Here is a 26,140-nt window from a genome sequence, read left to right as displayed (position 1 = left end):
ATTTTTCTATTAGATAATACTTATTCTGTTGGTTTCAAGATCAAATGCACTTTGGACAACAAATGAGGTAGGGTATGGTTCAGTGAGAATGCGTCCGCGTATTTCAAATAATAAGACATTGTAATTTAATTTGGATTCATCTTTCATTAATGGAGCAACACCTAATGAAGAAGCCTCCAATCTTGGTTCAAAACGCAGAATTGCACGCCGAATAGCTTTCTCAATATCAATCCATTTGTGCTCATGCATATATTGACCAGCAATAGGAGGCACGCCGTAGTTGACTACAGAGGCAGCTACCTGTGGATACAAACGTAAATCAATCTCGTCTTCCAGATTAGTGGTATTGAGTAGATACATCAGATCTCGCTGAACTATTTCCCGTAATCGTTCTGAAGAAACTGTATAATTCTCAGATGTTTCAGTCTTACGAGTGGGTGCATCATCCCGTAGGCGATCAAACAATGTAGGTAAGAGATGTGCCTTCGGGCGTAAAGGGGGGAATTGTTCAGCCATTTATTACTCTTTATCAGTCACAAATTCACATGAAGTGATGTCAAGAATGCCAATATCTCCGTGATCTGTTTGCCATGTTTTTTGCCCTAAAGCCCTTACAGAGGTTTCCCCATGCTCCTTCCAGATAGTTTCACGGCATAACATTAACGATTCACTTTCTGATTCCGAACCACAGCAACGACCAAGCAGAAACGCGTGATGTTCTGAACCATCTGTAAGTGTTATTAAGGCGGGTTTCCAAATTAAATCCAGAATAGAGTGGGGACGTGTGGAAGAAATAGAGCTGATCTGTTCGAATGGAAGCCATGTATAGATACTACCGATTACGAGCTCAATGGTTGGACCAAGCCATGTATCACTATCTGCAATCCATGAGAATTTACCACCTGGGTCGATAATGCCGGAAACATCTTTAGCTGAACCCAATGCTGCTTCTCTCATTTCATCCGCTTTTGTCTCATTGTCAGCCTGATTTAAAGCAATTGCATCAAGTAACAAATCTACCCATTCGGGTTGTTGCTGGATGAATCCCGGACGTTTTTGACCAGAAAAACACTCCTTGCGATATATTTCACATGCAATTAATCCTCGGAAAGCTTGGGCCTGTTGTTCAAAATTAGATTGCATCTGAGCACATGCTTGTAATTGCTTCAGCGCCCGCTGCCAGTCTCCCTTCAGACAAAGTAATTGAAATAATAACCAACGCTGAACATGGTCTGTAGGTTTAGTTTTGATTTGTTGTTCAGTTTCCTGTATGACATCAGTCAGAGATCGGTTGGCTATCCATGCTTGCAGCGTAGAAAAATGTTCATCATTTCTGTGTGTGTTGCTCATCCTTAAAATCCTTTTGGTGACTGTCAGCAAATTGTGACATGCGATAATGACTGTCTACGCTAACGGCATGATGCTCTTTTCTGGTTAATGTGGGTGGCATATGTGCATGACTATTTTGCTGTTGCCAGCCCGGAGCGAATAAATGCAAAATTTCGGGTATTTCTTCTATTTTGAACAGCTCAGCTTCTCTGAGGCTGTCCAGACCGTTAAAAACATCATCAATGTTTAGTGGCCCAGAAACAATGTCCTGTAACGTCATTAACGGATCCAAATTGCCTGAGAGATCGGCTAGATTAACAGTAGATGCAGAACTACTGACATCATTTTTTAGTAATCTTTCCTGCCAGAAATGCTCATTTACTGATAACTGTGGTGTATCAAGTGCCTGACGATATTCGTGTAATAAATCCAGAAAAATGGCCTCAGCGGGAGATTCCTCTAATGTCGAATCTTTTGTCTGATATTCCTTACTTTCCAATAGTTCATAAGGCAGGCTTGGCATCACCAGACTAAATGGATTTTCATCTTTCTGCTGAGAAAGCAAATGTGAATCAAACCATTTTAAATCTAATGGCATAATTTTGTAATCGGCATTGTTTTTGTTGAGTGTTTCAGTTTCGATCTCTGGAGTAAACTGTTGAGCGGGATTAATTTGCCAGATTGATAATCCCCATTCAAAAATATCACCATCATGCAAAAGACACCAATTATCTGATGCAATCGGCATTCCATTTACTGCACAGTGTACATTTTTAGAAAGGTTAAGTAGTTGCCAGCCGCTTGCTGACTGACGAATACTTAATGCTAGATTTTCAGTTGCAGGTAATTCTGTTTGAATACTATAAATCGAGGTTTCGGAAAAAAATGCAAAATTTTTTATTTCATAAACCTGGCCAATTTTAATTCCACGGCAGTAATCAAGACTTAATAGAAGTGAATTTTCCATAACGTCTTTCAGGTAATAATTGTTTGCTCTCTGCTAGACCTAAGACCATACTTTTTTCAAAAATGCGAATTGATAATCTCAGCATTAATAAATCTTAACTATATTATCTTTCTGTATGAATTTGTTAAATATAAACATAAAATTTGACACATATACATAAATTATCCCGGTTTATACTACAAAAAACAAGAATTATTCTTGAATCCTAAATCTTTGCATGGTAAATTTTAAATTAACTTCATATTGTTTAAGAAATGTTATAATGTGAACGGAATTATATGTATTTTGTATGTTTTTTTATAAAACAAAATAAAGGATACTGGTAAAAAATATGGATATTTCCCGCCAGACTCTGTTTGGTAAACTTAATACAACACTGTTCCGCTCTATTGAATCGGCTACAACATTTTGTAAACTACGTGGAAATCCTTATGTTGAGCTTGTGCACTGGGTACATCAGCTCATGCAAGAAAATGATGGCGATGTCATTAGAATATTACGACATTATGAAGCGGATATCGCCAAAATTGAGCAGGATATTTCACGAAACTTGCTTTTGCTGCCATCTGGAGCAAGTTCAATCAGTGATTTTTCCCACCATATAGATTTAGCAATTGAGCGGGCGTGGGTTTACGCTACGCTCACATTTAAAGATTATAAAATTCGAGGAGCTTGGTTATTTGCCGCTTTAGTACTGACGCCTGAATTGCGTCGTGTACTGACGGGAATTTCTGGCGAATTTACCAAAATTCCGCAGGAAGAATTAGCAGAATCATTACCTGAAATAATTAAACAGTCCCCTGAATCTCAGGATCGTCCTTACGATGATACTGGCTATGCAGCTGCCATTCCTGGTGAAGCAAGTCACTCGTTAATGGATAATAGTCAAGATAGTAAATCTGCTCTGGCAAGATATTGTACAGACCTGACAGAAGAAGCAAAACAGGGTCGGATAGATCCAGTTATCGGTCGTGAGCATGAAATACGCACCATGATAGATATTTTGTTGCGCCGTCGTCAGAATAATCCTTTATTAACGGGAGAAGCAGGTGTAGGCAAAACCGCTGTAGTAGAAGGATTTGCTTTGGCTATTGCCAATGGGGAAGTGCCACCGAGTCTTTCAGAAGTAAGATTATTGTCCTTAGATGTAGGTGCATTACTGGCTGGTGCCAGTATGAAGGGTGAATTTGAGTCACGTTTAAAATCTGTATTGGAAGAGGCTAGCCATTCAGCAAACCCAATCATTATATTTGTTGACGAAGTCCACACTCTGGTGGGCGCAGGAGGAGCTTCTGGTACCGGTGATGCAGCAAATTTGCTAAAACCTGCTCTAGCAAGGGGTACTTTACGTACCATTGGTGCTACAACCTGGAGTGAATATAAACGGCATATTGAAAAGGATCCAGCTTTAACGCGTCGGTTTCAGGTTTTACAAGTAGCCGAACCGGAAGAAGCTGCGGCCATCAATATGGTTCGGGGTCTGGTTTCAACATTTGAAAACCATCATGGCGTAATTGTGATGGATGAGGCAGTGAGAGCTGCAGTTAAATTATCCCATCGTTATATTCCATCACGCCAATTGCCAGACAAAGCCATCAGCCTTCTGGATACGGCGTGTGCAAGGGTTGGCCTGTCGTTGCATACGCCGCCCAGTACCGTGCAATACCTGCGTCAGCAGCTAAGCGCTGCACAAACTGAACTGGATCTATTAAGTAAACAACAACGTATAGGTTTGTTTACAGGGGAGTTGACTGAAGTAGAACTGCGTATAGAAGCACTTTCAGTTGAGCTGGAAACCGAAGAAGAACGTTGGCAACAGGAGCTGCAAGCTGTAGATAAATTAATAGCTGCACGGGCATGCTGTCAGAACAATGATGATAAAGCTATCTTGGAGCAACTGTCAGAAATTGAAACAACTTTACGAGCATTACAAGGTGATGTCCCAGTAGTTTTTCCAGAAGTTAGCGAAAGCGTTGTGGCTGCAATTGTCTCTGACTGGACTGGTATTCCGGTTGGTAGGATGGTCAAGGATGAGGTGGGAGCCGTACTGAATCTTTCTGTTAATCTGGCACAGCGTGTAGTAGGGCAGGGTAATGCGCTTGGCCAGATTGGAGAACGTATCCAGACCGCACGTTGTGGTTTAACAGATCCCAATAAACCGGTTGGCGTCTTTTTGCTGGTAGGTCCTTCTGGTGTTGGTAAAACCGAAACGGCGCTGGCACTCTCTGAAGCCATGTACGGTGGTGAGCAAAATCTGATCACCATCAATATGAGTGAGTTTCAGGAAGCACACACTGTCTCTACTCTTAAAGGTGCACCTCCAGGCTATGTTGGCTATGGTGAAGGTGGCGTCCTTACCGAAGCGGTACGTCGACGGCCATATAGTGTGGTATTGCTGGATGAGATAGAAAAAGCCCATCGCGATGTTCATGAAATTTTTTATCAAGTCTTTGATAAAGGCATGATGGAGGATGGCGAGGGTTTAAATATTGACTTTAAAAACACCGTCATTCTGATGACCAGTAACGTAGGCTCTGATCTGGTTTCTCAATTATATGATGACCCAGCACTCGCCCCAGATTGGTCAACGCTGAAAGAAGTGCTGATGCCGGAGTTACGTAAACATTTTCCGGCAGCATTTATTGGTCGGCTAACCATTATTCCTTATTTGCCATTAGCAGATGAAGCACTGAGTAGTATTGCTCGCCTGCACCTCAACCGTATCGTACTGAGAATGCGTGAACAGCACGGTATTGCATTAAATTATGACGAGGCATTGGTAGAGCATATTGTACAGCACTGCCCCATGCATGAAACAGGTGCTAGATTACTCATCGGATATATCGAACAGCATATTTTGCCAGCCCTTTCACGCTACTGGCTTCAGGCTTTAACAGAAAAAAAAGCTGTGGAATCTATCAATATAAGTATTGACCCTAGCCATACTGAAAATCCAATTATTTTTTCGGTTGTACCTGTCTAGTCAAACATCGTAAAGCAGTAACCTTAATGACCGGTGCAGACCGGTAGTGATTGATAAAAGAAAAGGAAGTAGAAATGGCGGTATTTAACAACAGTGCCCAGAAATTTATTCAGCGTAATCGTGCACCAAGGGTGCAAATAGAGTATGACGTAGAAATTTATGGTTCTGAGAAAAAAATTGAATTGCCATTTGTAATGGCAGTGCTTGCCGATTTATCCGGTAAACCAGCAGAAGACTTACCGCCGGTTGGGGAGCGTAAATTCTTAACCATTGATATTGATAATTTTGATGAGCGAATGAAAGCCATTCAACCACGTGTCGCTTTTGCTGTACCGAATACCCTATCTGGCGAAGGGCAGCTGATGGTAGATATTACTTTCGAAAGTATGGAAGATTTTTCTCCAGCAAGAGTGGCTCAGAAAGTTGATGCACTCAAACAATTACTGGATGCTCGTACTCAGCTAGCAAACCTACAGACTTATATGGATGGTAAATCTGGAGCAGAGAATCTGGTTAACCAGCTGTTACAAAATCCTAGTCTTCTACAGGCATTAGCCAAAGCACCTAAACCCCAGCCTGCGGCAGGAGATAACCAAGCTTCAGCATCTGCTGATACCGAATAATAACCCAAGTTCAAAGTCTATTTGTACGTATTGATTGAGGAGCATTCATGGCTACGCAGTCCCAACAACAATCAGATGTTGCACTGGCAGAACGCCCAGTTGCACAATCCGAATTTAGTAATTTACTGACCAAAGAATTCAAACCAAAAACTGATCAGGCAGCCAAAGCTGTTGAGCAGGCAGTGAAAACATTAGCCGAACAGGCTTTGTCACATTCAGTTACCATCAGTGATGACGCCTACAAAAGTATCGAGGCTATTATCGCTGAAATCGACCATAAGCTTTCCGAACAAATTAATCTCATCCTGCATCATGAAGCATTCCAGAAACTGGAATCATCTTGGCGTGGCTTGTTTCATCTGGTTTCTAATACCGAGGTGGATGAACATCTGAAAATACGTTTCATGAATTTGTCTAAAAATGATTTACGGCGCAGCATGAAACGGTTTAAAGGTATTGCTTGGGATCAAAGTCCGTTATTCAAACAGATTTATGAAGAAGAATATGGACAATTGGGTGGTGAACCCTATGGTTGCATGATTGCAGACTATTATTTCGATCATACCCCACCGGATGTTGATTTATTGGGTTCGGTAGCCAAAGTGGCTTCTGCTTCACATATGCCGTTTATTGCAGGTGCTTCACCTTCTGTGCTGCAAATGGATTCATGGCAGGAACTAGCTAATCCACGAGATTTAACTAAAATTGTTACTCAGAATTTGGAATATGCTCCGTGGAACTCTTTACGTGCCAGTGAAGATTCACGTTATCTTGGTCTGGCGATGCCGCGCTTTCTTGCCCGCTTACCATACGGTATTAACACCAATCCAGTCGATGAATTCGATTTTGAAGAAGATACAGACGGTTCTGATCACCGTAAATATGTGTGGAGCAATGCGGCTTACGCAATGGGTGTCAATATCAACCGGTCATTTAAAAATTTCGGTTGGTGTACCATGATTCGCGGCGTAGAGTCTGGTGGTGCTGTGGAAAATCTGCCTTGTCATACATTTCCGACTGATGACGGTGGCGTAGATATGAAATGTCCGACTGAAATTGCTATCTCAGACCGTCGTGAAGCAGAATTATCTAAAAATGGTTTTATTCCTCTAATTCACCGTAAAAACACAGATTATGCTGCTTTCATCGGTGCTCAGTCTTTGCAAAAACCTCAGGAATACTACGATCCTGATGCAACAGCCAACGCCAATCTGTCCGCACGCTTACCATATCTATTTGCCTGCTCGCGCTTTGCGCATTTTCTGAAATGTATTGTACGTGACAAAATCGGCTCATTTAAAGAGCGTGAGGATATGCAGCGCTGGCTGAATGAATGGATTATGAATTATGTTGATGCCGATCCGGTAAATTCATCACAGGAAACCAAAGCGCGTCGTCCGTTGGCAGCTGCTGAAGTGGTAGTAGAAGAAGTGGAAGGAAATCCTGGTTATTACGATGCTAAATTTTTCCTGCGGCCTCACTTTCAGCTAGAAGGCTTGACCGGTTCTTTACGTCTGGTTGCTAAGTTGCCATCTGTGAAACAGACAGCGACTGAATAGCATGATTTTGATCAATACCCAGATAAGATAAAAGCTATTTATTTCTGAGCCCACATTAAATGAGGTTCAGACTGATTCCAGAGACCCGGATGCCAGCAAAGTCGTGAAGATTTTCAGCATTATTGAAAAGTAATAATGAAAATGAAAAGCAAAATCTTGAATAATATGTTGTTTGTATTCGGTTTTGGTATTGTGCAAACAGCGGCTGCTTACGAACTGGTTTGTCCAGAGTCTGTTAAGGTAAAAGCTGGTATTCCGGAGTTGGAATCAGTGCCTCTTAATTGGGTGGTATCTAAATACAAAGACACATTATTAAGACTGGATGGTGCAGGAGTCTATAGTGGAAAACCTGGTGATTTAGCTCAGTTAAAACCAGAGCCTATTGTCGTAAAGGGTAAAAAGCATTATCCGGCTTGGGAAGTAGACAGTAAGCTTGATTTAGATGGTGCAGGTTTTTGGCTTAGCTGTTCTTATAACCGTAATCAGGTGCAACTGACTAGACGCATTGATTCAACTATGAAAGTTTGCTGGGCAGTTTATTCTAAAGATTCTCAGGGCGGATTACTTGCAAAACTAAAATGTCACTAATTCAGTTTTTCAATAAATAATTTTTCCGCGATAGTCGTGTATGACGCTAAGCGGATGATGTAGTACTTCTTTAATAGTAAACAACAAAGGAGCCAATATGGCACACGACATTTTCTTGAAAATTGATGGCATTGACGGAGAATCTCCGGATGCACAACATAAAAATGAAATTCAGGTATTAAACTGGAACTGGGGAATCACTCAGGAATCTTCTATGCAGTCTGGTAGTGGTTTGGGTACCGGTCGGGCAACTGTTCATGACCTGCAATTTGAACATTACATTGATCGTTCCAGTCCTAATCTAATGAAATACTGTTTAACTGGTAAGCATATTCCAGAAGCAAAATTAGTGATGCGTAAAGCAGGTGGAACACCTTTAGAATACCTGAAAATCACAATGAATGACCTGATTGTATCAAGTGTAATGCCTTCCGGTAGCAGCACTGATGAGCAGAATCCGCGTGAAATGGTGCGTTTATCTTTCTCTAAAGTGAAGCAGGAATATGTTGTACAGAATCAGCAGGGCGGCAGTGGCGGTACCGTAACTGCTCAATACGACATCAAGGCCAATAAAGAAGCCTAAGATTAAGTAATGCCTCATCTATCATGTGTTTGAAGGCAAAGTGTTTTTCAATGCAATAAGGATCATCAGAGAGCCTAAAAATTCTCTGATGATATTGACTAATTTGGTCGGAAAATAGCTATCTGGCATTACCATAAATGGTGATGAAATTTGAATAAAATATATCAGTGTTATCGGGAACTATATCGAACTGGCCGCTTTATCTTAATCTGCATTTTGTTTTTGAGTGTAGTTGGTTGCCGGTCTGTGCAGGATGTAAAAGAACAAACACGTCTGGAATTGCATATTGAAGCTGCTGACAATGTTAATCCTGATGAAAAAGGTCGTGCTGCACCTATTCAAGTACGCATATACGAATTAAAAAATGACAATGCATTCACATCTGCAGATTTTTACACACTACAGGATAATGATAAATCAGTATTAGGTAATGATCTGCTCGTAAGCGATGAATTTATACTGCGGCCGGGAGAAATCAAAACTATCCGGCGCAGAACCAATCCTGAAACGACAGTTATTGGCGTATTGGCTGGTTACCGCAGTCTTACGCGTTCTCAGTGGCGTGAAACCTACAGACTAGCCGATGCTCCGTATGCAACTTGGTATCGGGAATGGTGGCCACTGAAAAAAGCAAAGCTGGATATAAATATTGGACAGAGGGCCATAGTGGTCACTGAAGTGGATTAAAGCAGAGGAATTTCTCTAAATGAGTTGGTATAACCGTGTAGTCTGGAGTGAAGGGCAATTTCTGCTGCCACAGATTTTCCAGCAACAAGAACGCTATCTGGAACATTTTGCACATAGTCGCAGTGTGCCGTTATCGCCTTTTTTCTGGGGTTTCAGTCGCTACGATATAGATCACGAAGCGTTGAATTTAGGTAAACTGGTATTAAAAGATGTGGCTGGTGTATTTCCCGACGGTACGCCTTTTGAAGCGCCTGGGCACACATTGCTGCCTCCGCCGTTGACCATTCAGCCAGAACATCTTGAACAACTAATTTATCTTGCTTTGCCTATCCGCACACCAAATGCTGAAGAGACCAGTTTTGAAGATAATTCGGAGTCGCTCGCTCGTTTTGCTGTATTTGAAAGCGATGTGCGAGATGCAAACTCTATCGGACTTGGTGCAAAAACAGTTCAGCTCAGCCATTTGCGATTAAGACTGATGCCGCAGAAAGCGTTGACAGATGCCTGGATAGGATTGCCAATTGCCCGTATCAGTACTTTACGGGCAGACGGTGGGGTTGAGCTAGACAGCACTGTCATACCACCTGTTACTCACTATACCGCCAGTACCTTGCTACAGACTTGGCTTTCACAGATCCATGATTTGACACATCTGCGAGCCGATTCACTTGCTGATAGACTTACAGGCAGACAAGGTAAAGGCTCAGAGGCGGCTGAGGTATCCGACTATTTGCTTTTGCAAATTCTAAACCGTTATGAACCTTTACTACATCATGTGCAGAAAGTTGGCGCCACTTCACCGGAATTTATCTATCGGCAGTTGATTTGCATGGCAGGTGAGCTATCGACTTTCGTTAGACCACATACACGGCGCCCAATAGAGCATTTACCATATCGTCATGATGCACCTTATTACTGTCTGAAACCAGTTGTCGATGATGTTCAGCATTTGTTAAATGCAGTATTGATTCGTAGTGCGCAGCATATTCGACTAGAGGATGCGGCTTACGGAGTCAAGAATGCAGTGGTTGAACCCACAGAACTGCGTGGCTTTAATGCTCTGGTATTGGCTGTTAAGGCTCAGATACCTCCAGATATTTTGGTACATCAATTTGCTGCACAGACCAAAATAGGTCCTTCAGATCGTTTGCCGGAGTTGATTCGTTCTCATTTACCGGGGATGGCATTGCAGGCATTACCTGTACCTCCGCGTCAGATTCCTTTTAATGCCGGCTATGTTTATTTTGAGCTATTACGTGATGGTCCGTTATGGGAACATATTGCTCATTACGGTGGATTGGCCATGCACATTGCCGGTGAATTTCCTGGCTTACTAATTGAACTTTGGGGAGTGCGTGATCAATGAATGAGTTCGATACCATTCTCAATGGTACAGGCGCTAAGAAAGAGCAAATACCTGAGGCTTCAGCTACGGAGTCTTTATCACAACCACAACATGGTTATGAGTTTGAGCGTCTTGCGGATACATCCTGGTTCGGAGAACAACAATCAGCCAAATTGGCAGACAATATTGATGCGGGACCGGACAGTAAATTACGTCTAGCAGCAATTGAAGCGGCTGATAATCCTCTGCTGGAAGCAGCACAGCCCTTGTTGCTCGCACTGGCCAATATGCCGGCTCAACTTGATTCATACGATAATGGCATTGAAAGTCTGCGTGAGCTGCTCATACGCGAAGTTCACATTTATCAAACTTTATGTGATCGGGCAAATTTGAGGCGTGAACACGTACTGGCAGTACGTTATTGTGTTTGCACAGCTCTGGATGAGGCCGCCAATAAAACATCATGGGGAGGTGGAGGAGCATGGGCTAGAAAAAGCCTGCTCATTGTTTTTCATAACGAAAGCTATGGTGGCGAAAAAATATTTCTATTAATTGGCCGTCTTTCTCCAAATCCAATTGAATACGGAGACGTATTAGAAGTTATCTACCGAATTTTAAGTTTGGGGTTTGAAGGGCGGTATAGTGTTCGTCCGGATGGGCGTAAACAGCTTGATTTGATTCGTCAGCAATTGCTATCCATCATCAGCAGTGGCCGAGATCCGGTTGCCCGTGATTTGTCTCCACACTGGTATGCAGATGCATCTGGTAAGTTTCGTCGACTGCGTTCGTTGCCTGTATGGATCAGTGCTGTGTTTTTTTGCTGTCTGTTATTGGCCATTTTTGTCTGGTTTAAATTTCAGATTGTGGATACTGATACAAGATTACAACAACGAATTGCTGCTATAGGTAAAGCGGTGCCACCACCTGCAACGACTGGTGTATTGCGGCTGAAAGCTTTACTTAAAGATGAAATTGAACGTGGTGTAGTCAGTGTTAATGAAAATGCTCAGCAAAGTCAGGTAACATTTCTTGGTGATTTCATGTTTGTTCCGGGCAAGAAAACAGTAAATCCCAAAATAATGCCAGTACTGGATAAAGTAGCCAGCGAAATAAACAAAGTATCAGGTACTGTAACTGTAACTGGACATACTGACAATCAACCTATTCATACTGCAGAATTTCCTTCTAATCAGGTTTTATCTGAAAAAAGGGCAGCAGAAGTGGCCGCTTTGTTAGTAAACAAAGGGATAGCGGAATCACGATTGAAAATTGTCGGTTTGGGTGATAGTGCACCAGTAGAAGATAACAATACAGCAGAAGGCCGTGCAAAAAATCGTCGTGTAGATATTTTGGTAACTGAGTGAACCAAATTTTGTATTAATTACATTCGCCGTTAAAAAAGGTATGAAAATGCGGTTACTGAATAATATTGTCAAGCTTTCTTTAAGTATTTGGTTAGGCTTATTTAGTGTTATATCTTTTGCATCTGTTTTGGATAATGATGAACCAATTATCGTTGAACAAATCAGGCAGCAGTTGGCTGAACCAGTAAATGCAGCAAGAATTTCGGATGCTCAGGTAAAAGATATTATTCGTCATAATCTTAATAGTAGGCTTGGAATATCACTGCATAATGCCTATGGAATTAATTTACAAAGCATTTCATCAGATAATGCACTTGCACCTATACAATTGGGATTTTTAGAACTCAGCTATTCAGACGAAACAGCCGCTGTACAAGCTATAAAATCACTGGGCAAAACTCGTTTTTTTAAGCACAGCAAAATTCTGGTTCCATTTTCTGTAGTCAGGATAGGAAGTAAATTGCAGATTTTATTTACTGAAAACGGCGGAAGCCGTCGCGCACAAGAAATTATTGATAAATTTTCGATGCATTAAGATAAGAACTTGGAAACTTCCGGTTAAAAAATAGTATTAATTTAAAAAGGTTGTAGGGCATAAACCCATAGGTGGTATCAACTATATTTGTGCAGAGGTCTTACACCTCAGTAAAAATTTATTATCAACCCGCCTAGATAGATAGCTAAAGCAAATAACATGCAAAAAATTTTAGATTTTCTTTTTTCCCGCCGCATGCTGGTAATTATCGGTATTATTTTATTAGCACTGATAGTCTGGTTTGTGGGACCTTTGCTGACGTTTGGTGGATTGCATCCTTTTGCATCTATGTCTACACGCATTGTCACCATTCTGATTCTGTTCGCATTTCTGTTTCTATGGTTTAAGAACTGGTCGTTATCGGCTATCTGGGTTGCAGCTTTATGTGTACTGATATGGAAAGCAGCACCTCTGCTTGCATATGGTCAGACCAAACCATTTGCACCAGCATGGACTCGAGCCATGTTGATTGGCATCGTTTTGTTTTGTTATGCGCTATATGGTTTGTACCGACTATGGTTGGCTTTACGTGTAGATGAGCAGTTGCTGCAAAAAATCCTGCGTCCGCGTGGCGATAAACCTGTTGTTTCTGAAGCTCGTGAAGATCAGCGTGCGGTTACCAATATAGTCTCACGTGCCGTTGAGCAGCTTAAGCAATTGCGTATTGGTAAGCCGGGACTTGGTATACGCCGTATTTTTGAAGGTAAACGCTATTTATATGAGCTGCCGTGGTACATGATTATTGGTGCGCCCGGTGATGGTAAAACAACAGCTTTAATGAATGCTGGCCTGCAATTCCCACTGGCAGAGCAAATGGGACAATCAGCGGAAGCCTTTGCTGTGCCCGGCAAAGGCGGCACAGTACATTGTGACTGGTGGTTTACCAATGAAGCCGTGTTAATTGATACTGCTGGACGTTATGTTCGCCATGATGATGGCGGTTCTGCTGATACTACTACCCGCAATGCTGAGGAATGGCGTGGTTTCCTCGGTCTTCTGCGCAAATATCGTCCGCGCGCACCAATTAATGGTGTACTTTTAACAGTCAATGTAGCTGATCTGGCCGGTAAATCTGAAGCTGAGCGTATCACGGCTGCGGCAGCATTAAGAGCGCGTCTGGGAGAGCTCCGAACCGAATTAGGTATTCAGTTTCCGGTATATTTGGTGGTAACCAAAATGGATCTTCTGCCTGGTTTCACCGATTACTTTAATTCCCTAACTACTGAGGGGCGTGCACAAATATGGGGTTTCACTTTACCGTATGATCAGAAACAGCAAAAAAATAATTATGATAAGCTGCGTTCAAATTGTGAAAGTGAGCTGAAGCTACTAACGCAAAGACTAAATCAGGGTGTAGATAATCGTTTACAGGAAGAATACGATGTACAGCGCAGATGTAATCTTTATGCTCTGCCACAGGAATTTGCTGCGCTTGCTGAACCATTACTAGATATTATAGAACGCGTATTTCTTGATTCTAAATTTGATGCAACCCAATTGCACAATACGCTCAGAGGTGTGTATTTTACTAGTGCAGCTCAAGCGCCAGCTCATGCTACAGCTGATCGCCTATCCCTAATGCAACGTTTATGGCGGGCTATCAAGCGTGACCCAGCATATACTGAAAAAAACAGCCTTTATGCAAATACAGTACCGCCTACAGGCAATCGCAGCTATTTTCTACATGATTTGCTGACCAAACTCATTTTTCAAGAGCCAAACCTAGTTCAACCCAATTTACAATGGGAAATGCGTTATCGCGTAATGCGATTTACCGGTCATTTATTGGTACTGATTATATTCCTTTGGCTAGTACAGGGTATGTATACCAGTTATGGTAAAAATAGTAATTATCTTGCAGCAGTTAATGTTAAAGCAGCTGCGCTTGCTGAAAAAGTGCGCGTTTATTCCCGTAAGCCTACTACAACAGCTGTACCAGATATTTTGAATTCAGCCCGTGAGCTGGCTGCATTCCCCGGACTAGATCCGGATAAACCATCAACCAGTTTCCGATATGGTTTGTATAGCGTACCACCGATAATCAGTAGTGCCGCCTCCACTTATGACCAGCTACTGGATCAGCTGCTACTGCCACCTGTGGTTCGTGGTGTTGAAAGTACCCTTTCCAATGCTATTGCTCAGAAAGATACCAAAGCAACCTATGATGCCTTACGCGTCTATCTGCTACTTAATCTGGATGCAGATCATCAGGATAAGTTTAACGCTGCTGAAATTCAGGCATGGATATTGAAAGACTGGCAACAAAACGATACCGCTGCAGCTTTTGGTGGAAGTGCCAGTATTTATGAGCATCTGGGTGCACTTTTTGATGGTAGCCGTGTCATACATTCGCCATTTGCCAAAAATGATGCCTTGATTCGTAGTGCAAGGGAGCTGTTGGAAGGTAGTACCAGTACCGAGCGAATCTACGACCGAGCCAAAGTTGCCATGAGTGATGAGGCACCAGAAGACTTTACGATTGTACGTGCAGTAGGCGCTGATGCCGGTATGGTCTTTGTTCGTGCCAGTGGCGAACCGCTTGATCGCGGTATTCCTGGCCTGTTTACTATACAGGGTTATAGAGATTTATTTGATAAACGCATCTCTGAATTTGTTGCTGCCGCTTATGCAGATGACGAATGGGTTATGGGCAGGGAAACTGCTGCTTCTCAAAAAAAAACTGCTGAACGTGCCCAGCAGCTGGTTCAGAGGGTTAACGGAGATGATGACCCTTTAATCAAAGAGGTGCGTCGGCTTTATTTAACAGAATACACTTCGCGCTGGCAGGCTTTTCTTGAAGATATTCACAGCGTGAATAGTACCGGTGCTGACAATAGTCCCAGTCTGGCTTTTGACTTACAGACATTGCGTACATTTGCTGCTCCCGATTCGCCACTGATGCGGCTTTCCAAAGCAGTTGTAGAACAAACAACGCTGGTACCACCTATGGACAAAAATACCAGCCAAAAAATTCTGGCTGAACGAGCCGAGCAACGATTATCAGGCAATACCCGTGAAGCCGTACAGACAGCCAAATTGTTGAAAAACGTACGTCCTGAAGAGCAGTTAGAAAAAACACTAGTCGATAATCGATTTGCTGCATTACGCGAAGTTGTCACCGGCGCTGCCGATATGCAAAACAGTAATGCAGGCAGCAGGCCGCAAAAACTAGACAACGTACTGAGTCTGCTCAATGAATATTACAATCAATTAATGATAGCAGATAATGCTTTAGCTGCTAACACTTTACCTCCCAAAATTGATGCTGCAGAAAAATTACGGCTTGAAGCAGTCAAAATGCCAGCACCTTTACAAAATATCTTGCTCGATCTAACCAATCAAGGGGCCCGTAAACTGAATCTGGCATCAGGAGAGGTACTTAGCCGGCAAATGGAGGCCATGATAGGCGGAAATTGTCGCAATGTAATTGATGGCCGTTATCCCTTTGCGGCCAGTAATCAGGAAGTAAGTGCGGACGATTTTAACCGTATATTTGCCAGTGGCGGACTGCTTGACGATTTTTTCAATAAACAGCTCGCATCACAAGTAGACATAACTTCTAACCCATGGCGTTATAAACAATCTGAAGGAAGCAACACACCTTTACCGGGACCAAGTTTGGCACCGTTCCAGCAGGCAAAACGCATTCGGGAAGCATTTTTTCAGGAACAGGGAGCTCGGAAAATGTCTTGGAGTATGGATATTAAAGTTGTTGAACTGGATCCCACAATTACAGATTTGATTATAGATATTGACGGACAATCACAACGTTATATGCATGGACCGGTGCGTCCACTACACATTACCTGGCCAGGTCCGAGAAACGGTTCCATGGCTGAAATAACGGCCAATCCGCGCATACGTCAGGATAGTTCAACAATTATTACCAGCGGGCCATGGGCGCTTTTCCGGCTGCTAAACAAAGGCCGAATCATCAGCAGTATGAGTGACAGCCGCCATTTGGTTGAGTTCAAATTTGATGGTCGCCGTGTAGTGCTCGAAATATCTTCAAGTGTAGATTTTAATCTACAAAGCCCAAACAACCCATTACGTGGATTTACCTGCCCTGTAGGAGGTAGTACGCCATGATAGGTATACCGCGCATTTCGTCACCTGCTATTTGGGGAAAATTACCCGACAGGGGCGATTATGTTCGCTATAGAGCACAAGGACAGGAAATTGATGAATGGCGGATATGGTTGAATAAGCAGGAATGGCTGCAGCCTCAAAAAGATAATATCAAGGATAAACATGATTGGCTGTACCTGACGCCCGATTTTGGGCAGGAAAGTCCCGTACTGCATGCTTTACCATGGAGTTTTGTATTAGCACCCGGAATATTGCCATTTTCAGGACGATCTTGGGTAATCGGGGTGATGAGCCCTTCTGCTGACAGCATTGGTCGTTCTTATCCTTTGGTGATTTATCAGACAGTCAATCAGTCATGGCTGCAACGATATCTGAACACACCATTGGGCTGGCTATATTGGCTGGCACAGTTAGTGGCAGGATATGTGAAACCAACCCAAAAAAATACAAAAGATCTTGCTAGTCAATTAGATAAATTGTGGGAAATTCATAGTCCAAAATGGGGTGGCTGGTTTGCCAGAGCACAAGTAGGAAATCAGACGGCCTGTCGCGAACTGACAGGTAAGATAAAAGAGGAAGATACCGAAATTTGCGGTGTACATTATTTGCCTTGGGCTAATTGGCCGCACGTGGTTTGGGAGTCATTGTCCGCAGAAGGGTGGTTCTGGCAGCAAGACGGAAGGGGCGGATTTCTAGATGCAAGAAGCCTAGGCAATAGTGTTTGGAAGGAATAAAAATGCCAACTAAAAAAGGGGCGTCCCGGTTATTGACAACAGGAGAAATATCTATGGTGACATCGTTATTTAAAACGGCAATCACGACAAGCGCTGTCAGAATTCATAACGATAAATATTTACGATTTCAGGACGAAAATACAGCTATGACACCCAATGGAGAATTATATTGGCCACAAACACATTTTAGAGAGGATTATTCAATTGAAACAATTGATTATATTCACTGGTTTATGCATGAAATGACACATGTTTGGCAATATCAAATGGGAATGTCAGTTAAAATTCGCGGTTTGTTTAGTTTTGCGATAGAGTACAATTATGATTTAGAAAAAGGAAATTTATTGTCTGGATATAGAATGGAACAACAGGCATGCATTTTGTCTGATTATTATATTTTGGATCGATTTGGGTTTGATTCTTGGTATGACCGAACAAGACAAAAGCATAAAGGTGACCGTTTTACAAATAAACAATATGGAAAAGATTTTTGGATGAAAATATATAGCAACACGCTGTCACTATTTCTAAAAAATCCGAAAGATCAAAAGGCGTTATTCGAGTGAAAAGCAAATTGAAAAACTGGATATTGGTAGTGAGCATATTACCTTTAGTCACAGGATTTAGTTGTCATCGAAAAATGATGTATACGCCTGATATTACTCTAAAAAAAGATGGTCAGCCATGTATCAGTATACCCTTGCACGAAGTTAATTTTTTAAATAAAAACAAGCAGTTTGATATAATAACAGCAGACGTTTTTCAAGTAGGTGTTGGCACGCTTTGGGAAAAAAAATATTATGACTCATCAAAACTTTATAAAATTCAAGCAGGTAAGTGCATAGGTTTTGAATACCATTTTCAAAAAAATATCGTTTATTCTATTGGTTTTATATCTGCAGCCAGTGGAAGCAAGGAGTTTGAAAATGGCGAACAAAAAATCTGGTCTAGAGATTTGCGAATCACAACTAATACAGATGGCTCGGCAAAACTTTTATTAGATCTTGAAGCTAGAGAAAATAATTAAATAAAAATAATCTACAAATAGTATGTTTTGAATTTTTGCTTTTCTTGTAAAAAAATTATATAAATCGAATATCTAATAGAAAATTTATCTGCAATTGAAGAGTTTTACAGATAGTTTTATTTTATCTGCATCTTTAATTTAGTCTAGCTCCTTTGGAATATCCAATAGATAGAAAAGTGTTATTCAAATGAAACTAAGATTGAATATGTACCTGTTGGTTAGTTTCATATTATTGTACATAACTGGGTGTTATTTTCATCGCCCGATGGTTTCTAAACCCGATATTGTTTTAAAAAATAATGGACAGCCATGCATTAGTATACCGGCACTATTGATAAATTTTGATCGTAAAAAACAGTTTGACATAATAACGACAGAGGTATTTCAAGAAGGTGTCGGGCAATTATGGATGAAAGATTATTTTGATCCGCTAAATTTTGGCTTACCAAAAAAATATTATGTTGTGAGTGGAGAGTGTATACGCTTTGACTATCATTTCCAGAATAATATTGTTTATTCAATCAATTTTGAATCAAGTATTAGAGGAAACGATGAATCAAAGAATATGACGCAAAAAACATGGGCAAGAGAATTTCGTATATTCAAAGATAATCATGGTAATGTGGAATTATGGTTAGATTCTAGTGCCAAAAAAACAAATATAATTAAACGAAAATAAATACATTAATCATGATTTTTAAATTTGCAATTATTATGTTCTGCAAAATGCGCTTTTGAGAACCAAAAAAGGTCGAGTAATTTTATTAAAATGACAATAGGTTAGAAAATTGTATTATATCTAATATTTATCGGTTGATTACAGCGGGAGATGTAATCGTTTGCTCTCAGGGTACTATGAAGAAATAATTATAATTAATTCAAAATATTACGCATTATATTAATAACCATTACAATCAAAATAGAAATTTGTTTTGTAATGAATCGGATAATTTTCCTATAAAGTGAAAAATATGATGTATTAAAACTGTCGACCAAAAAATAAGTCTGGAGAATACCTCAAATACAGGCATTCAAAGATATATGATTGATAGCTATTGCCACTAGAAAAAAACACAGAATTTTTAATTTGTTATTATGATTAGATATTAATAATTATGTAATAATCATATTATTCTGTTTGCTATAAATTGAAAACTAAATTAAATCATAGATGCCTGTGCTTACCATTTTCTAAATCTACCAGATTTGCAGAAGGTAAAATTGTTGTAAAAGATTAATTTAGAAATCTATAAATTCGCTTTATTTCAAAAATAATGTCTTATTTTGTGTAAATATTATATATAATAAGGTTTTATTTGGTTAAAAGGTGTTTCAAAGATTTATGCTAAATTAATGCTGAATGATTAAAGTTTTTTTACATCGTTTTTTCTTCAATAGGTTTTATTGTTGGGAGATTAAAGTGCGGTGTGAATATTGAATAGAGTAGTACAAACTTATTTGCAATATAAAATAGCCAAAATTATAGCCTGATGTAAATTGTATTCAGGCGGGTTAATCAGTCAATATTGGAGAGATGGAGATAGTACATAAGTAAAGGTAGACACTTTCAGATAAAAATATTGTTGTCTTCCATGTGCCGGTTTGGTTTGCTATTTAAGAAACGTCAATAATCGTACTTGCTGGAAGAAATAATCTGGTTCAGAAAGTCATTTTCTAAATAATTATTTAATTTAAACCTTTAGAATGGTTTTGCATATAACGATGGGCAAAATAGGTCGTTTGCTGAATAAGTAATCAATACTGAAACATGCGCCTATATTGCATGTAATTAAATCTATGGCGCAATAATGATGGGGAAAAACCATGAGTATAAAACCAGAGTCAGATGAACAGCTTCTGCCGGTGAATTCACTTACCCGTACACCTGGGTTTGTAAGCAACCAAACAGTATCTCCAGATATTGGAGAGCTGGTGCAAAATAGTGTTGCACAGGTGGCGGACAAATTGGCAGAAAAAGCTAATACGACTATCGCTCAAACTAAAAAAGCCATAGATACAGCTACAGACGCCATGGAGGCTATAGGAAGCATTGGGACAGCATCTCCACTGATGAAAGCAGCACAGGCAGCAGTAGCAGGTAGTTCGGGACCTGTTAGTGCACAGGATATTGTGGATGCTGTAACTGGTGGAAGCAGTGGTGGTACACGTACAGTGAATGTCAGTGGTGCTGCCGTCCCTGCTGGTATGCTTACTTTTGCCAGTATGAACGGACAAGAAACTTTAAGTGAGTTATTTAGCTACACCATTCAACTTAAAACACCTGATAAGCTAAATATTGGCTACTTTGCTCCTAGTTCTAATTTACCATTGAAATCAATGGTAGGTAAGGATCTGACTGTTGATATAGAGCTTGAAAACGGTAGTAAACGTTATATCAGCGGGTTGGTTACGGCTGCTCGCGTTGTGGGGCATCAGGGACGGGGTGTGGTTTATGAGCTGCGTCTTGAGCCATGGCTAGAGCTGGCTACTCGTACCAGTGATTACAAGATATTTCAGAATAAAAGCGTAGTAGAAATTATCGATGAAGTTTTAAGTGAGTATCCATTTGAGATGGAAAAACGACTTACTGAAACTTATCCGAAGCGCAATTTTCAGGTTCAGTATGGTGAAACCGATTATGATTTCCTGCAACGTTTAATGCAAGAATTCGGTATATATTATTTCTTTGAACATAGTGCTGGTAGTCATAAACTGGTGTTAGTCGATGCTATTGGTTCTCATCAACCTTGTCCCGGAGCTGCATCTGTAAGTTTTCATCAGCAGGGTTTAAAGCTGGATGAAGAGTTTATCCATACTATTGCAGCGAAAGAATCCCTGCGTACCGGTAAATGGGTATTAGATGATTTCGATTTTCAGAAACCAAAAGCCAAACTTACAAGTACAGTAGCTAAACCACGTGAGACTGGGCATCCTGATTATGAGCATTATGAATGGCCTGGTGATTATTTTGAAAAAGATGAAGGCGAATTCCTGACTAAAGTACGTATGGAAGCGCAGAAATCTTTAGGCAGCCGAGTTTATGGCAGTGGCAATATACGTACCCTAGTGACAGGCTGTACTTTCAATTTAGAAAACTGCCCTACAGTTGAAGCAAATCAAGAATATCTGGTTGTTGAAAGTGTGCTTGTGATTGAGGATATGGGGGAATACAGTGGTCAGGGACAACATTTCGGATACAACACAAGTTTTGAACTATTACCAACCAGTGAAGTTTTCCGTCCGCAGCGTACTATAAAAAAACCACATACCCATGGCCCGCAAAGTGCCATTGTGACAGGTCCGGCAGGAGAGGAAATCTGGACAGACAAATATGGCCGAGTGAAAGTGCAATTTCTCTGGGATCGTTACGGCCAGTGGGATGAAAACAGCTCGTGTTGGGTACGTGTTACACAGCCGTGGGCAGGTAAGGGATTCGGTGGTATGCAGATCCCGCGAATAGGTCAGGAAGTCATTGTTGATTTCAAAAATGGTGATCCGGATTTACCAATTATCACTGGCCGAGTGTACAACGCTGATACCATGCCAGCATGGGGTTTACCTGACAACAAAACTCAAAGCGGAATGTTCAGCCATTCTATCGGTGGCGGGCCTGATAATGCCAATGCTTTGCGATTTGAAGATAAACCGGGGCAAGAGGAGCTCTGGCTGCATGCTGAAAAAGACCAACGTATCGAAGTCAATAATGATGAAAGCCATTCTGTTGGAAATAATCGTACAAAATCAATTGGTAATGATGAAGTCATTAGCGTAGGCAACGACCGTACAACTTTGATCAGTAATGATTGTCTTCGTGCTGTTAAAGCCAATGACACAGTTTTGATTGGAGAAAACAAATCGACTAGTGTCAGTAATGATTTTGTACTTGCTGCAGGTACTACCATACGCTTGTCATGCGGAAAAACTGTACTTGAGCTCCATGCCGATGGGCAATTTAATATCACCTGTGAAAATTTCAATATCACGGCAGCACAAAGTGGCCAGATTAATACACTTGGTAAACTACTGGATTTGAATATGGATGGGGGAAGTGCTGCGGCTCAACCAGGTTCTGATGGAGATAAAGGCAATATTGATAGTGCAGTAAATCAGATATTTTCACCACCGGCATAAAAAAAAACATAAAGGGCAACTTAATGCAATACCAAACAAATGATACCGAATTTCAGATTCCAGACCCTGACATTAAAGATGTTTCATTAAATATCATCAAATTCAAAAATTTAGGCACATCATTGGTTTTGAGTCGCAGCGAACTTGGAGAAGAAGAAACACTCGAATCCAGTCTGGATGACCAGTTAAAACGACTTGAAAGCTCTGTAAAAGGATTGAAATTTCATCAGAAAAACAAAATCAGTTTCGGAAAAAATCAGAATATTGAAGCATATGAGTTAAGTAACCAGTTTATTAAGGGTGCAGAAAAAGTTTTCCAGTATCAGCTGGTGTGTCTTATTCCCGGTACTCGAACTATGTTTGCGATGAGTTATGTAAAAAATACCAATTTGGGCGAAGCGGAATTAGCCCATTGGGAATTAATTAAACAAAATTTTGAATTTAAAAAATAATAACTTGAGAGAGGAGCAACCATGGGACAGGCATATTGGGCTGCCCGAGAGGGAGATATACTTCTGCATACTTCATTACTGGCAGATATAGCAGGTGCAGCTGTTGAAATGGCCTGTTATGCTGCTATTACAGCTGCAGCTAGTCTTGCTGTATTCGGAACATTAGCCACTGGCGGACTTGCTGGCTTTGCTTTAGGTGTTGTAGTTGGTGTCGTAATGGGTGTATCAGGAGGTAGCAACAAAATTTCAGAGTTAGCAGACTCGGTTAGCGGTTTATTTCCACCATCTGAAGATGGCAAAATTAAAACAGGATCGCCCAATACCCGCACCAATACAAAACCTTCCGCTAGAGCAGCAGGGATAATCAAACCGGAACCACAGCAAACTTCAAACAGTGACAAACCACAACAACCTAAAAGTTTTGTAGATGTTGCGGCTGGCTTCTTAGGCGGACTATGGCATACTGTCAAAGAAATGGTAAGGCCAACGGTAGCCTCACCCGATCCCAGAGCAGAACCCAGAGATGACGACAAAATACTTTGCCGCAAACATCCGCATCCGTTCGGCACAGATGAATATCTCGCTGAAGGTTCCCGCAAAGTCTACATCAACAGCCAGCCGGCTGTACGCAGCAACGACCGCAGCACCTGCGAAGCCAAAGTCACCGACGATCATGCCGGTGGCGTCAAAGTATCCAACAACGTACGCATCGGTGGCAAACCCATCGTCGTGCGTGAAATCAGAAGCGGCAAACATCCGGTTGGCCTGATGATATCTGTAGCCATGGCTTTGATGCGTCCCGGCAAAATCTGTACCAAAATCGGCTGTTTTGCCACAGACTTTCTTATTGGTGCAGCTAGTAGTTATTTGACATCGAAAGCGATTCAAGCAGTTACAACCCATAATCCCGTCCACCTTCCCACCGGCGCCAAACTCCTCTTCGACACCGAAGAGCTCGACTTCACCCTTCCCGCCCATCTGCCCCTCCAATGGCAACGCTTCTACAGCAGCGTCGACACCCGCTCCCACAACATGTTCGGCGCCGGATGGAGCGTCAGCTTCGAAGTCGAAATCGAAATCTCCCCCCAGCCCGATGGCTCCTGTGCCGCCATCTATATCAACGAACAAGGGCGCCGCCTCGAAATCGACCCCCTGCAACCCGGCGAAGGCATGCGCGGCATCAACGAAAACCTCACCATCCGCCGTGGCCAGCACAACCGCTGGGTTATCGAAGACGACGACGGCCTCTACCGCCTGTTCGAGCCCGACCCCAACCAACCCCACCGCCTCTACCTCACCGCACTTCAGGATCGCAACGACAACCGCCTCCTTCTTTACCGCGACAGCCACAGCCGCATCATCGAAATCACCGACAACGACCGCAGCACCTGCCTCTCCCTGCACTATCAGCATCCCCAGCACCCACAACGCGTCACCACCATCAAACAACAACTGGCCAATGGTCACAGCCGAGTACTGGCACAATACCAATACACCGCACAGGGCGACCTGCAACACGTCATCGATGCCGAACAGCGGCACACCCGCACCTTCGCCTACGACACCGGCCGACGCCTCATCTACCACCGCCTGCCCACCGGCCTGCACTGCCACTACCAGTGGGCTCACTTTGCCGATGCCGCCGAAACCGCCTGGCGCGTCACCCATCACTGGACCGAAGCAGATGGCCAGCGACAGGAAGACTATCACTTTCACTACGATATTGAGCAACGCCTCACCACCGTCAAAGACAGCCTGGGACGCATCAGCCAGCATTACTGGAACGAAGTCTACCAAATCACCCGCTACATCGACCCCCTTGGTCACACCACCGCATTTGAATGGAACGACAACCAACAACTCATCAGCGTCACCGACACCCAAGGTGGACAATGGCACTACAGCTATGACGAACAAGGACGCGAAACCGCCGAAACCGACCCACTGGGACGCACCACCCAGACCCAGTGGTTACCCCACTGGGCCTTACCTACCATCAGCGTCGACCCCGACGGCAGCACCTGGCGCTACTACTATGATGAACGCGGCAACCTGCTGACCGTCATCGACCCCTTAAAACAACGCACCCACTACCAATACGACCAGCACGGCCAAATAACCAGAATCATCGATGCCAGAGGTGGCCACAAATACCTGCGCTGGAACCCGAACGGCCAGCTTATCCAACACACCGACTGCTCCGGCTCCCTGACCCAGCTTGGCTACGACCGCCATGGCAACCTGACCGACATCACCAACGCCATCGGCAACAGCAGCCGCTACCAATACAACGCCGCCGGCGACCTTATCAGCGCCACCTTGCCCGATGGCCGCCAAGAACACTTCAGCGTCAATGCAGCAGGACAATTACTGACCTATACCGACCCCGCCGGCCACACCACCCGCTACCATCGGGACCCGCGCGGACTGGTGCACCGACGCACCGATAGCGCCGGACGCAGCATCCACTTTCACTACGACACCTATAGCCGCCTGACTACATTAACCAACGAAAACGGCGAGCATTACCAATTTACCTACGACGCCGGCGACCGCCTAACCGAACAGACCGATCTGGACGGACGTAAACAAAAGCTGACCTACGATCAGCTGGATAACGTCAGCGCCGTTCACTTTGCTGCCGGCAGTCCCGCCGAAATCACCCACCGCTTCACACGCGACGCCATCGGCCGACTCATCGGCAAACACACCCCCGACGGCAACACCGCCTACCAGTACGACCCCGCCGACAACCTCATCAAAGTCGGCTACAAAAAAGCCGGCTTACCGGCAGAAGCTGCTGCAGACATCATCACCTTTCGCTACGACATCATCGGCAACCTGCTGAGCGAAACCACCGCACAAGGCACCCTTAGCCATCAGTACGACCAACTGGGCAACCGCATCGCCACCACCTTGCCCGATGGTCGTACCCTCAACAACCTCTATTACGGTTCCGGCCATCTGCACCAAATCAACCTAGACGGCACCACCATCACCGACATCGAACGCGACCGCCTACATCGCGAAGTCCTGCGTAGCCAGGGACAACTGAACACCGAATTCAGATACGACCGCAACAGCCGCCTGCAACACAAACAGACCCGACGTGGCCACAACACCATCCTGCCCGACATCCTCACC

At 42.7% G+C, this 26,140-nt stretch carries 22 protein-coding genes; 17 read left to right on the top strand and 5 right to left on the bottom strand.

Going from position 1 to position 26,140, the window contains the following annotated elements; all coding sequences use genetic code 11:
• Positions 1–9: 9 nt before the first annotated feature.
• The 3 genes from tssE to tagK are packed head-to-tail and all read right to left on the bottom strand — an operon-like array spanning position 10 to position 2,296.
• On the bottom strand, positions 10–516 hold the full coding sequence (gene tssE, locus BHC43_RS05705) for a type VI secretion system baseplate subunit TssE (protein ID WP_100141426.1): 507 nt from the start codon (positions 514–516) through the stop codon (positions 10–12).
• Positions 517–519: 3 nt separating this feature from the next.
• The gene (locus tag BHC43_RS05700) at positions 520–1,350 is read right to left on the bottom strand and encodes a type VI secretion system accessory protein TagJ (protein ID WP_100152752.1); all 831 of its coding nucleotides are present in this window, start codon (positions 1,348–1,350) and stop codon (positions 520–522) included.
• A complete protein-coding gene (tagK, locus tag BHC43_RS05695; protein WP_100152753.1) occupies positions 1,328–2,296 on the bottom strand; it encodes a type VI secretion system-associated protein TagK in 969 nt (322 codons plus the stop codon). Before tagK ends, BHC43_RS05700 begins: the two co-directional genes overlap by 23 nt.
• Positions 2,297–2,627: 331 nt before the next feature.
• Between tagK and tssH the strand changes: the two genes are divergently transcribed.
• From tssH to BHC43_RS05615, 16 genes are all read left to right on the top strand, one after another.
• Positions 2,628–5,279 carry a type VI secretion system ATPase TssH gene (gene tssH / locus BHC43_RS05690; protein WP_100152754.1) on the top strand — a complete coding sequence of 884 codons (2,652 nt, stop codon included), beginning with the start codon at positions 2,628–2,630 and terminating at the stop codon, positions 5,277–5,279.
• 74 nt (positions 5,280–5,353) lie between these two features.
• A complete protein-coding gene (gene tssB / locus BHC43_RS05685) occupies positions 5,354–5,902 on the top strand; it encodes a type VI secretion system contractile sheath small subunit (RefSeq protein ID WP_100141422.1) in 549 nt (182 codons plus the stop codon).
• A 47-nt stretch (positions 5,903–5,949) separates the two neighbouring features.
• A complete protein-coding gene (tssC, locus tag BHC43_RS05680; RefSeq protein WP_100141421.1) occupies positions 5,950–7,461 on the top strand; it encodes a type VI secretion system contractile sheath large subunit in 1,512 nt (503 codons plus the stop codon).
• Positions 7,462–7,596: 135 nt separating this feature from the next.
• Positions 7,597–8,049, top strand: a complete 453-nt coding sequence (locus tag BHC43_RS05675; RefSeq protein WP_100156771.1) for an STY0301 family protein — start codon at positions 7,597–7,599, stop codon at positions 8,047–8,049.
• Between the two features lie 97 nt (positions 8,050–8,146).
• On the top strand, positions 8,147–8,632 hold the full coding sequence (locus tag BHC43_RS05670) for an Hcp family type VI secretion system effector (RefSeq protein ID WP_100141419.1): 486 nt from the start codon (positions 8,147–8,149) through the stop codon (positions 8,630–8,632).
• A 150-nt stretch (positions 8,633–8,782) separates the two neighbouring features.
• Entirely contained in the window at positions 8,783–9,319 is a 537-nt protein-coding gene (gene tssJ / locus BHC43_RS05665; RefSeq protein WP_100141418.1) for a type VI secretion system lipoprotein TssJ, read from the top strand.
• A gap of 19 nt (positions 9,320–9,338) precedes the next feature.
• Complete coding sequence (gene tssK / locus BHC43_RS05660; RefSeq protein ID WP_100156770.1) at positions 9,339–10,685, top strand: type VI secretion system baseplate subunit TssK; 1,347 nt, start codon at positions 9,339–9,341, stop codon at positions 10,683–10,685.
• A complete protein-coding gene (tssL, locus tag BHC43_RS05655) occupies positions 10,682–12,028 on the top strand; it encodes a type VI secretion system protein TssL, long form (protein WP_100156769.1) in 1,347 nt (448 codons plus the stop codon). Before tssK ends, tssL begins: the two co-directional genes overlap by 4 nt.
• A gap of 46 nt (positions 12,029–12,074) precedes the next feature.
• Positions 12,075–12,563 carry a hypothetical protein gene (locus BHC43_RS05650; protein WP_100156768.1) on the top strand — a complete coding sequence of 163 codons (489 nt, stop codon included), beginning with the start codon at positions 12,075–12,077 and terminating at the stop codon, positions 12,561–12,563.
• Between the two features lie 159 nt (positions 12,564–12,722).
• Positions 12,723–16,652, top strand: a complete 3,930-nt coding sequence (tssM, locus tag BHC43_RS05645; protein ID WP_100156767.1) for a type VI secretion system membrane subunit TssM — start codon at positions 12,723–12,725, stop codon at positions 16,650–16,652.
• On the top strand, positions 16,649–17,386 hold the full coding sequence (gene tagF / locus BHC43_RS05640) for a type VI secretion system-associated protein TagF (RefSeq protein WP_100156766.1): 738 nt from the start codon (positions 16,649–16,651) through the stop codon (positions 17,384–17,386). Before tssM ends, tagF begins: the two co-directional genes overlap by 4 nt.
• Before the next feature lie 2 nt (positions 17,387–17,388).
• Entirely contained in the window at positions 17,389–17,952 is a 564-nt protein-coding gene (locus tag BHC43_RS05635; protein WP_100156765.1) for a hypothetical protein, read from the top strand.
• 29 nt (positions 17,953–17,981) lie between these two features.
• Positions 17,982–18,413 carry a putative T6SS immunity periplasmic lipoprotein gene (locus BHC43_RS05630; RefSeq protein ID WP_144078743.1) on the top strand — a complete coding sequence of 144 codons (432 nt, stop codon included), beginning with the start codon at positions 17,982–17,984 and terminating at the stop codon, positions 18,411–18,413.
• Between the two features lie 205 nt (positions 18,414–18,618).
• Positions 18,619–19,092 carry a putative T6SS immunity periplasmic lipoprotein gene (locus tag BHC43_RS05625; protein ID WP_180297434.1) on the top strand — a complete coding sequence of 158 codons (474 nt, stop codon included), beginning with the start codon at positions 18,619–18,621 and terminating at the stop codon, positions 19,090–19,092.
• A 1,145-nt stretch (positions 19,093–20,237) separates the two neighbouring features.
• Positions 20,238–22,544: a type VI secretion system Vgr family protein gene (locus BHC43_RS05620; protein ID WP_218966472.1), complete on the top strand. Its 2,307-nt coding sequence runs from the start codon at positions 20,238–20,240 to the stop codon at positions 22,542–22,544.
• A 23-nt stretch (positions 22,545–22,567) separates the two neighbouring features.
• Positions 22,568–22,996 (top strand): DcrB-related protein, encoded by a 429-nt coding sequence (locus tag BHC43_RS05615; protein WP_100156762.1) that lies wholly within the window; start codon positions 22,568–22,570, stop codon positions 22,994–22,996.
• A 116-nt stretch (positions 22,997–23,112) separates the two neighbouring features.
• Here BHC43_RS05615 and BHC43_RS10710 read toward each other — a convergent pair whose 3' ends face one another.
• Together BHC43_RS10710 and BHC43_RS10705 are read right to left on the bottom strand one after the other, a co-directional pair.
• A complete protein-coding gene (locus tag BHC43_RS10710; RefSeq protein ID WP_180297433.1) occupies positions 23,113–23,529 on the bottom strand; it encodes a hypothetical protein in 417 nt (138 codons plus the stop codon).
• Entirely contained in the window at positions 23,492–23,752 is a 261-nt protein-coding gene (locus BHC43_RS10705; RefSeq protein WP_180297432.1) for a hypothetical protein, read from the bottom strand. The genes BHC43_RS10710 and BHC43_RS10705 overlap by 38 nt, the downstream gene beginning before the upstream one ends.
• 27 nt (positions 23,753–23,779) lie before the next feature.
• On the opposite strand from BHC43_RS10705, the gene BHC43_RS05610 reads away from it, so the two are divergent.
• Positions 23,780–26,140: DUF6531 domain-containing protein (locus tag BHC43_RS05610; RefSeq protein ID WP_180297431.1), on the top strand; the 2,361-nt coding region annotated here is incomplete at its 3' end.

Source organism: Snodgrassella alvi (genome assembly GCF_002777855.1).
GTDB classification, from domain to species: Bacteria; Pseudomonadota; Gammaproteobacteria; order Burkholderiales; family Neisseriaceae; genus Snodgrassella; species Snodgrassella alvi_E.
Note: the sequence above shows the minus strand (reverse complement) of the source record. Positions and strands in the feature narration are given on the sequence as shown.

Bases quoted from the DNA above. Each gene is read 5' to 3' on its own strand.
- tssE (WP_100141426.1), bottom strand. From the start codon at position 516: ATGGCTGAACAATTCCCCCCTTTACGCCCGAAGGCACATCTCTTACCT.
- BHC43_RS05700 (WP_100152752.1), bottom strand. From the start codon at position 1,350: ATGAGCAACACACACAGAAATGATGAACATTTTTCTACGCTGCAAGCA.
- tagK (WP_100152753.1), bottom strand. From the start codon at position 2,296: ATGGAAAATTCACTTCTATTAAGTCTTGATTACTGCCGTGGAATTAAA.
- tssH (WP_100152754.1), top strand. From the start codon at position 2,628: ATGGATATTTCCCGCCAGACTCTGTTTGGTAAACTTAATACAACACTG.
- tssB (WP_100141422.1), top strand. From the start codon at position 5,354: ATGGCGGTATTTAACAACAGTGCCCAGAAATTTATTCAGCGTAATCGT.
- tssC (WP_100141421.1), top strand. From the start codon at position 5,950: ATGGCTACGCAGTCCCAACAACAATCAGATGTTGCACTGGCAGAACGC.
- BHC43_RS05675 (WP_100156771.1), top strand. From the start codon at position 7,597: ATGAAAATGAAAAGCAAAATCTTGAATAATATGTTGTTTGTATTCGGT.
- BHC43_RS05670 (WP_100141419.1), top strand. From the start codon at position 8,147: ATGGCACACGACATTTTCTTGAAAATTGATGGCATTGACGGAGAATCT.
- tssK (WP_100156770.1), top strand. From the start codon at position 9,339: ATGAGTTGGTATAACCGTGTAGTCTGGAGTGAAGGGCAATTTCTGCTG.
- tssL (WP_100156769.1), top strand. From the start codon at position 10,682: ATGAATGAGTTCGATACCATTCTCAATGGTACAGGCGCTAAGAAAGAG.
- BHC43_RS05650 (WP_100156768.1), top strand. From the start codon at position 12,075: ATGCGGTTACTGAATAATATTGTCAAGCTTTCTTTAAGTATTTGGTTA.
- tssM (WP_100156767.1), top strand. From the start codon at position 12,723: ATGCAAAAAATTTTAGATTTTCTTTTTTCCCGCCGCATGCTGGTAATT.
- tagF (WP_100156766.1), top strand. From the start codon at position 16,649: ATGATAGGTATACCGCGCATTTCGTCACCTGCTATTTGGGGAAAATTA.
- BHC43_RS05635 (WP_100156765.1), top strand. From the start codon at position 17,389: ATGCCAACTAAAAAAGGGGCGTCCCGGTTATTGACAACAGGAGAAATA.
- BHC43_RS05625 (WP_180297434.1), top strand. From the start codon at position 18,619: ATGTACCTGTTGGTTAGTTTCATATTATTGTACATAACTGGGTGTTAT.
- BHC43_RS05620 (WP_218966472.1), top strand. From the start codon at position 20,238: ATGAGTATAAAACCAGAGTCAGATGAACAGCTTCTGCCGGTGAATTCA.
- BHC43_RS05615 (WP_100156762.1), top strand. From the start codon at position 22,568: ATGCAATACCAAACAAATGATACCGAATTTCAGATTCCAGACCCTGAC.
- BHC43_RS10705 (WP_180297432.1), bottom strand. From the start codon at position 23,752: ATGTTTGCCGCTTCTGATTTCACGCACGACGATGGGTTTGCCACCGAT.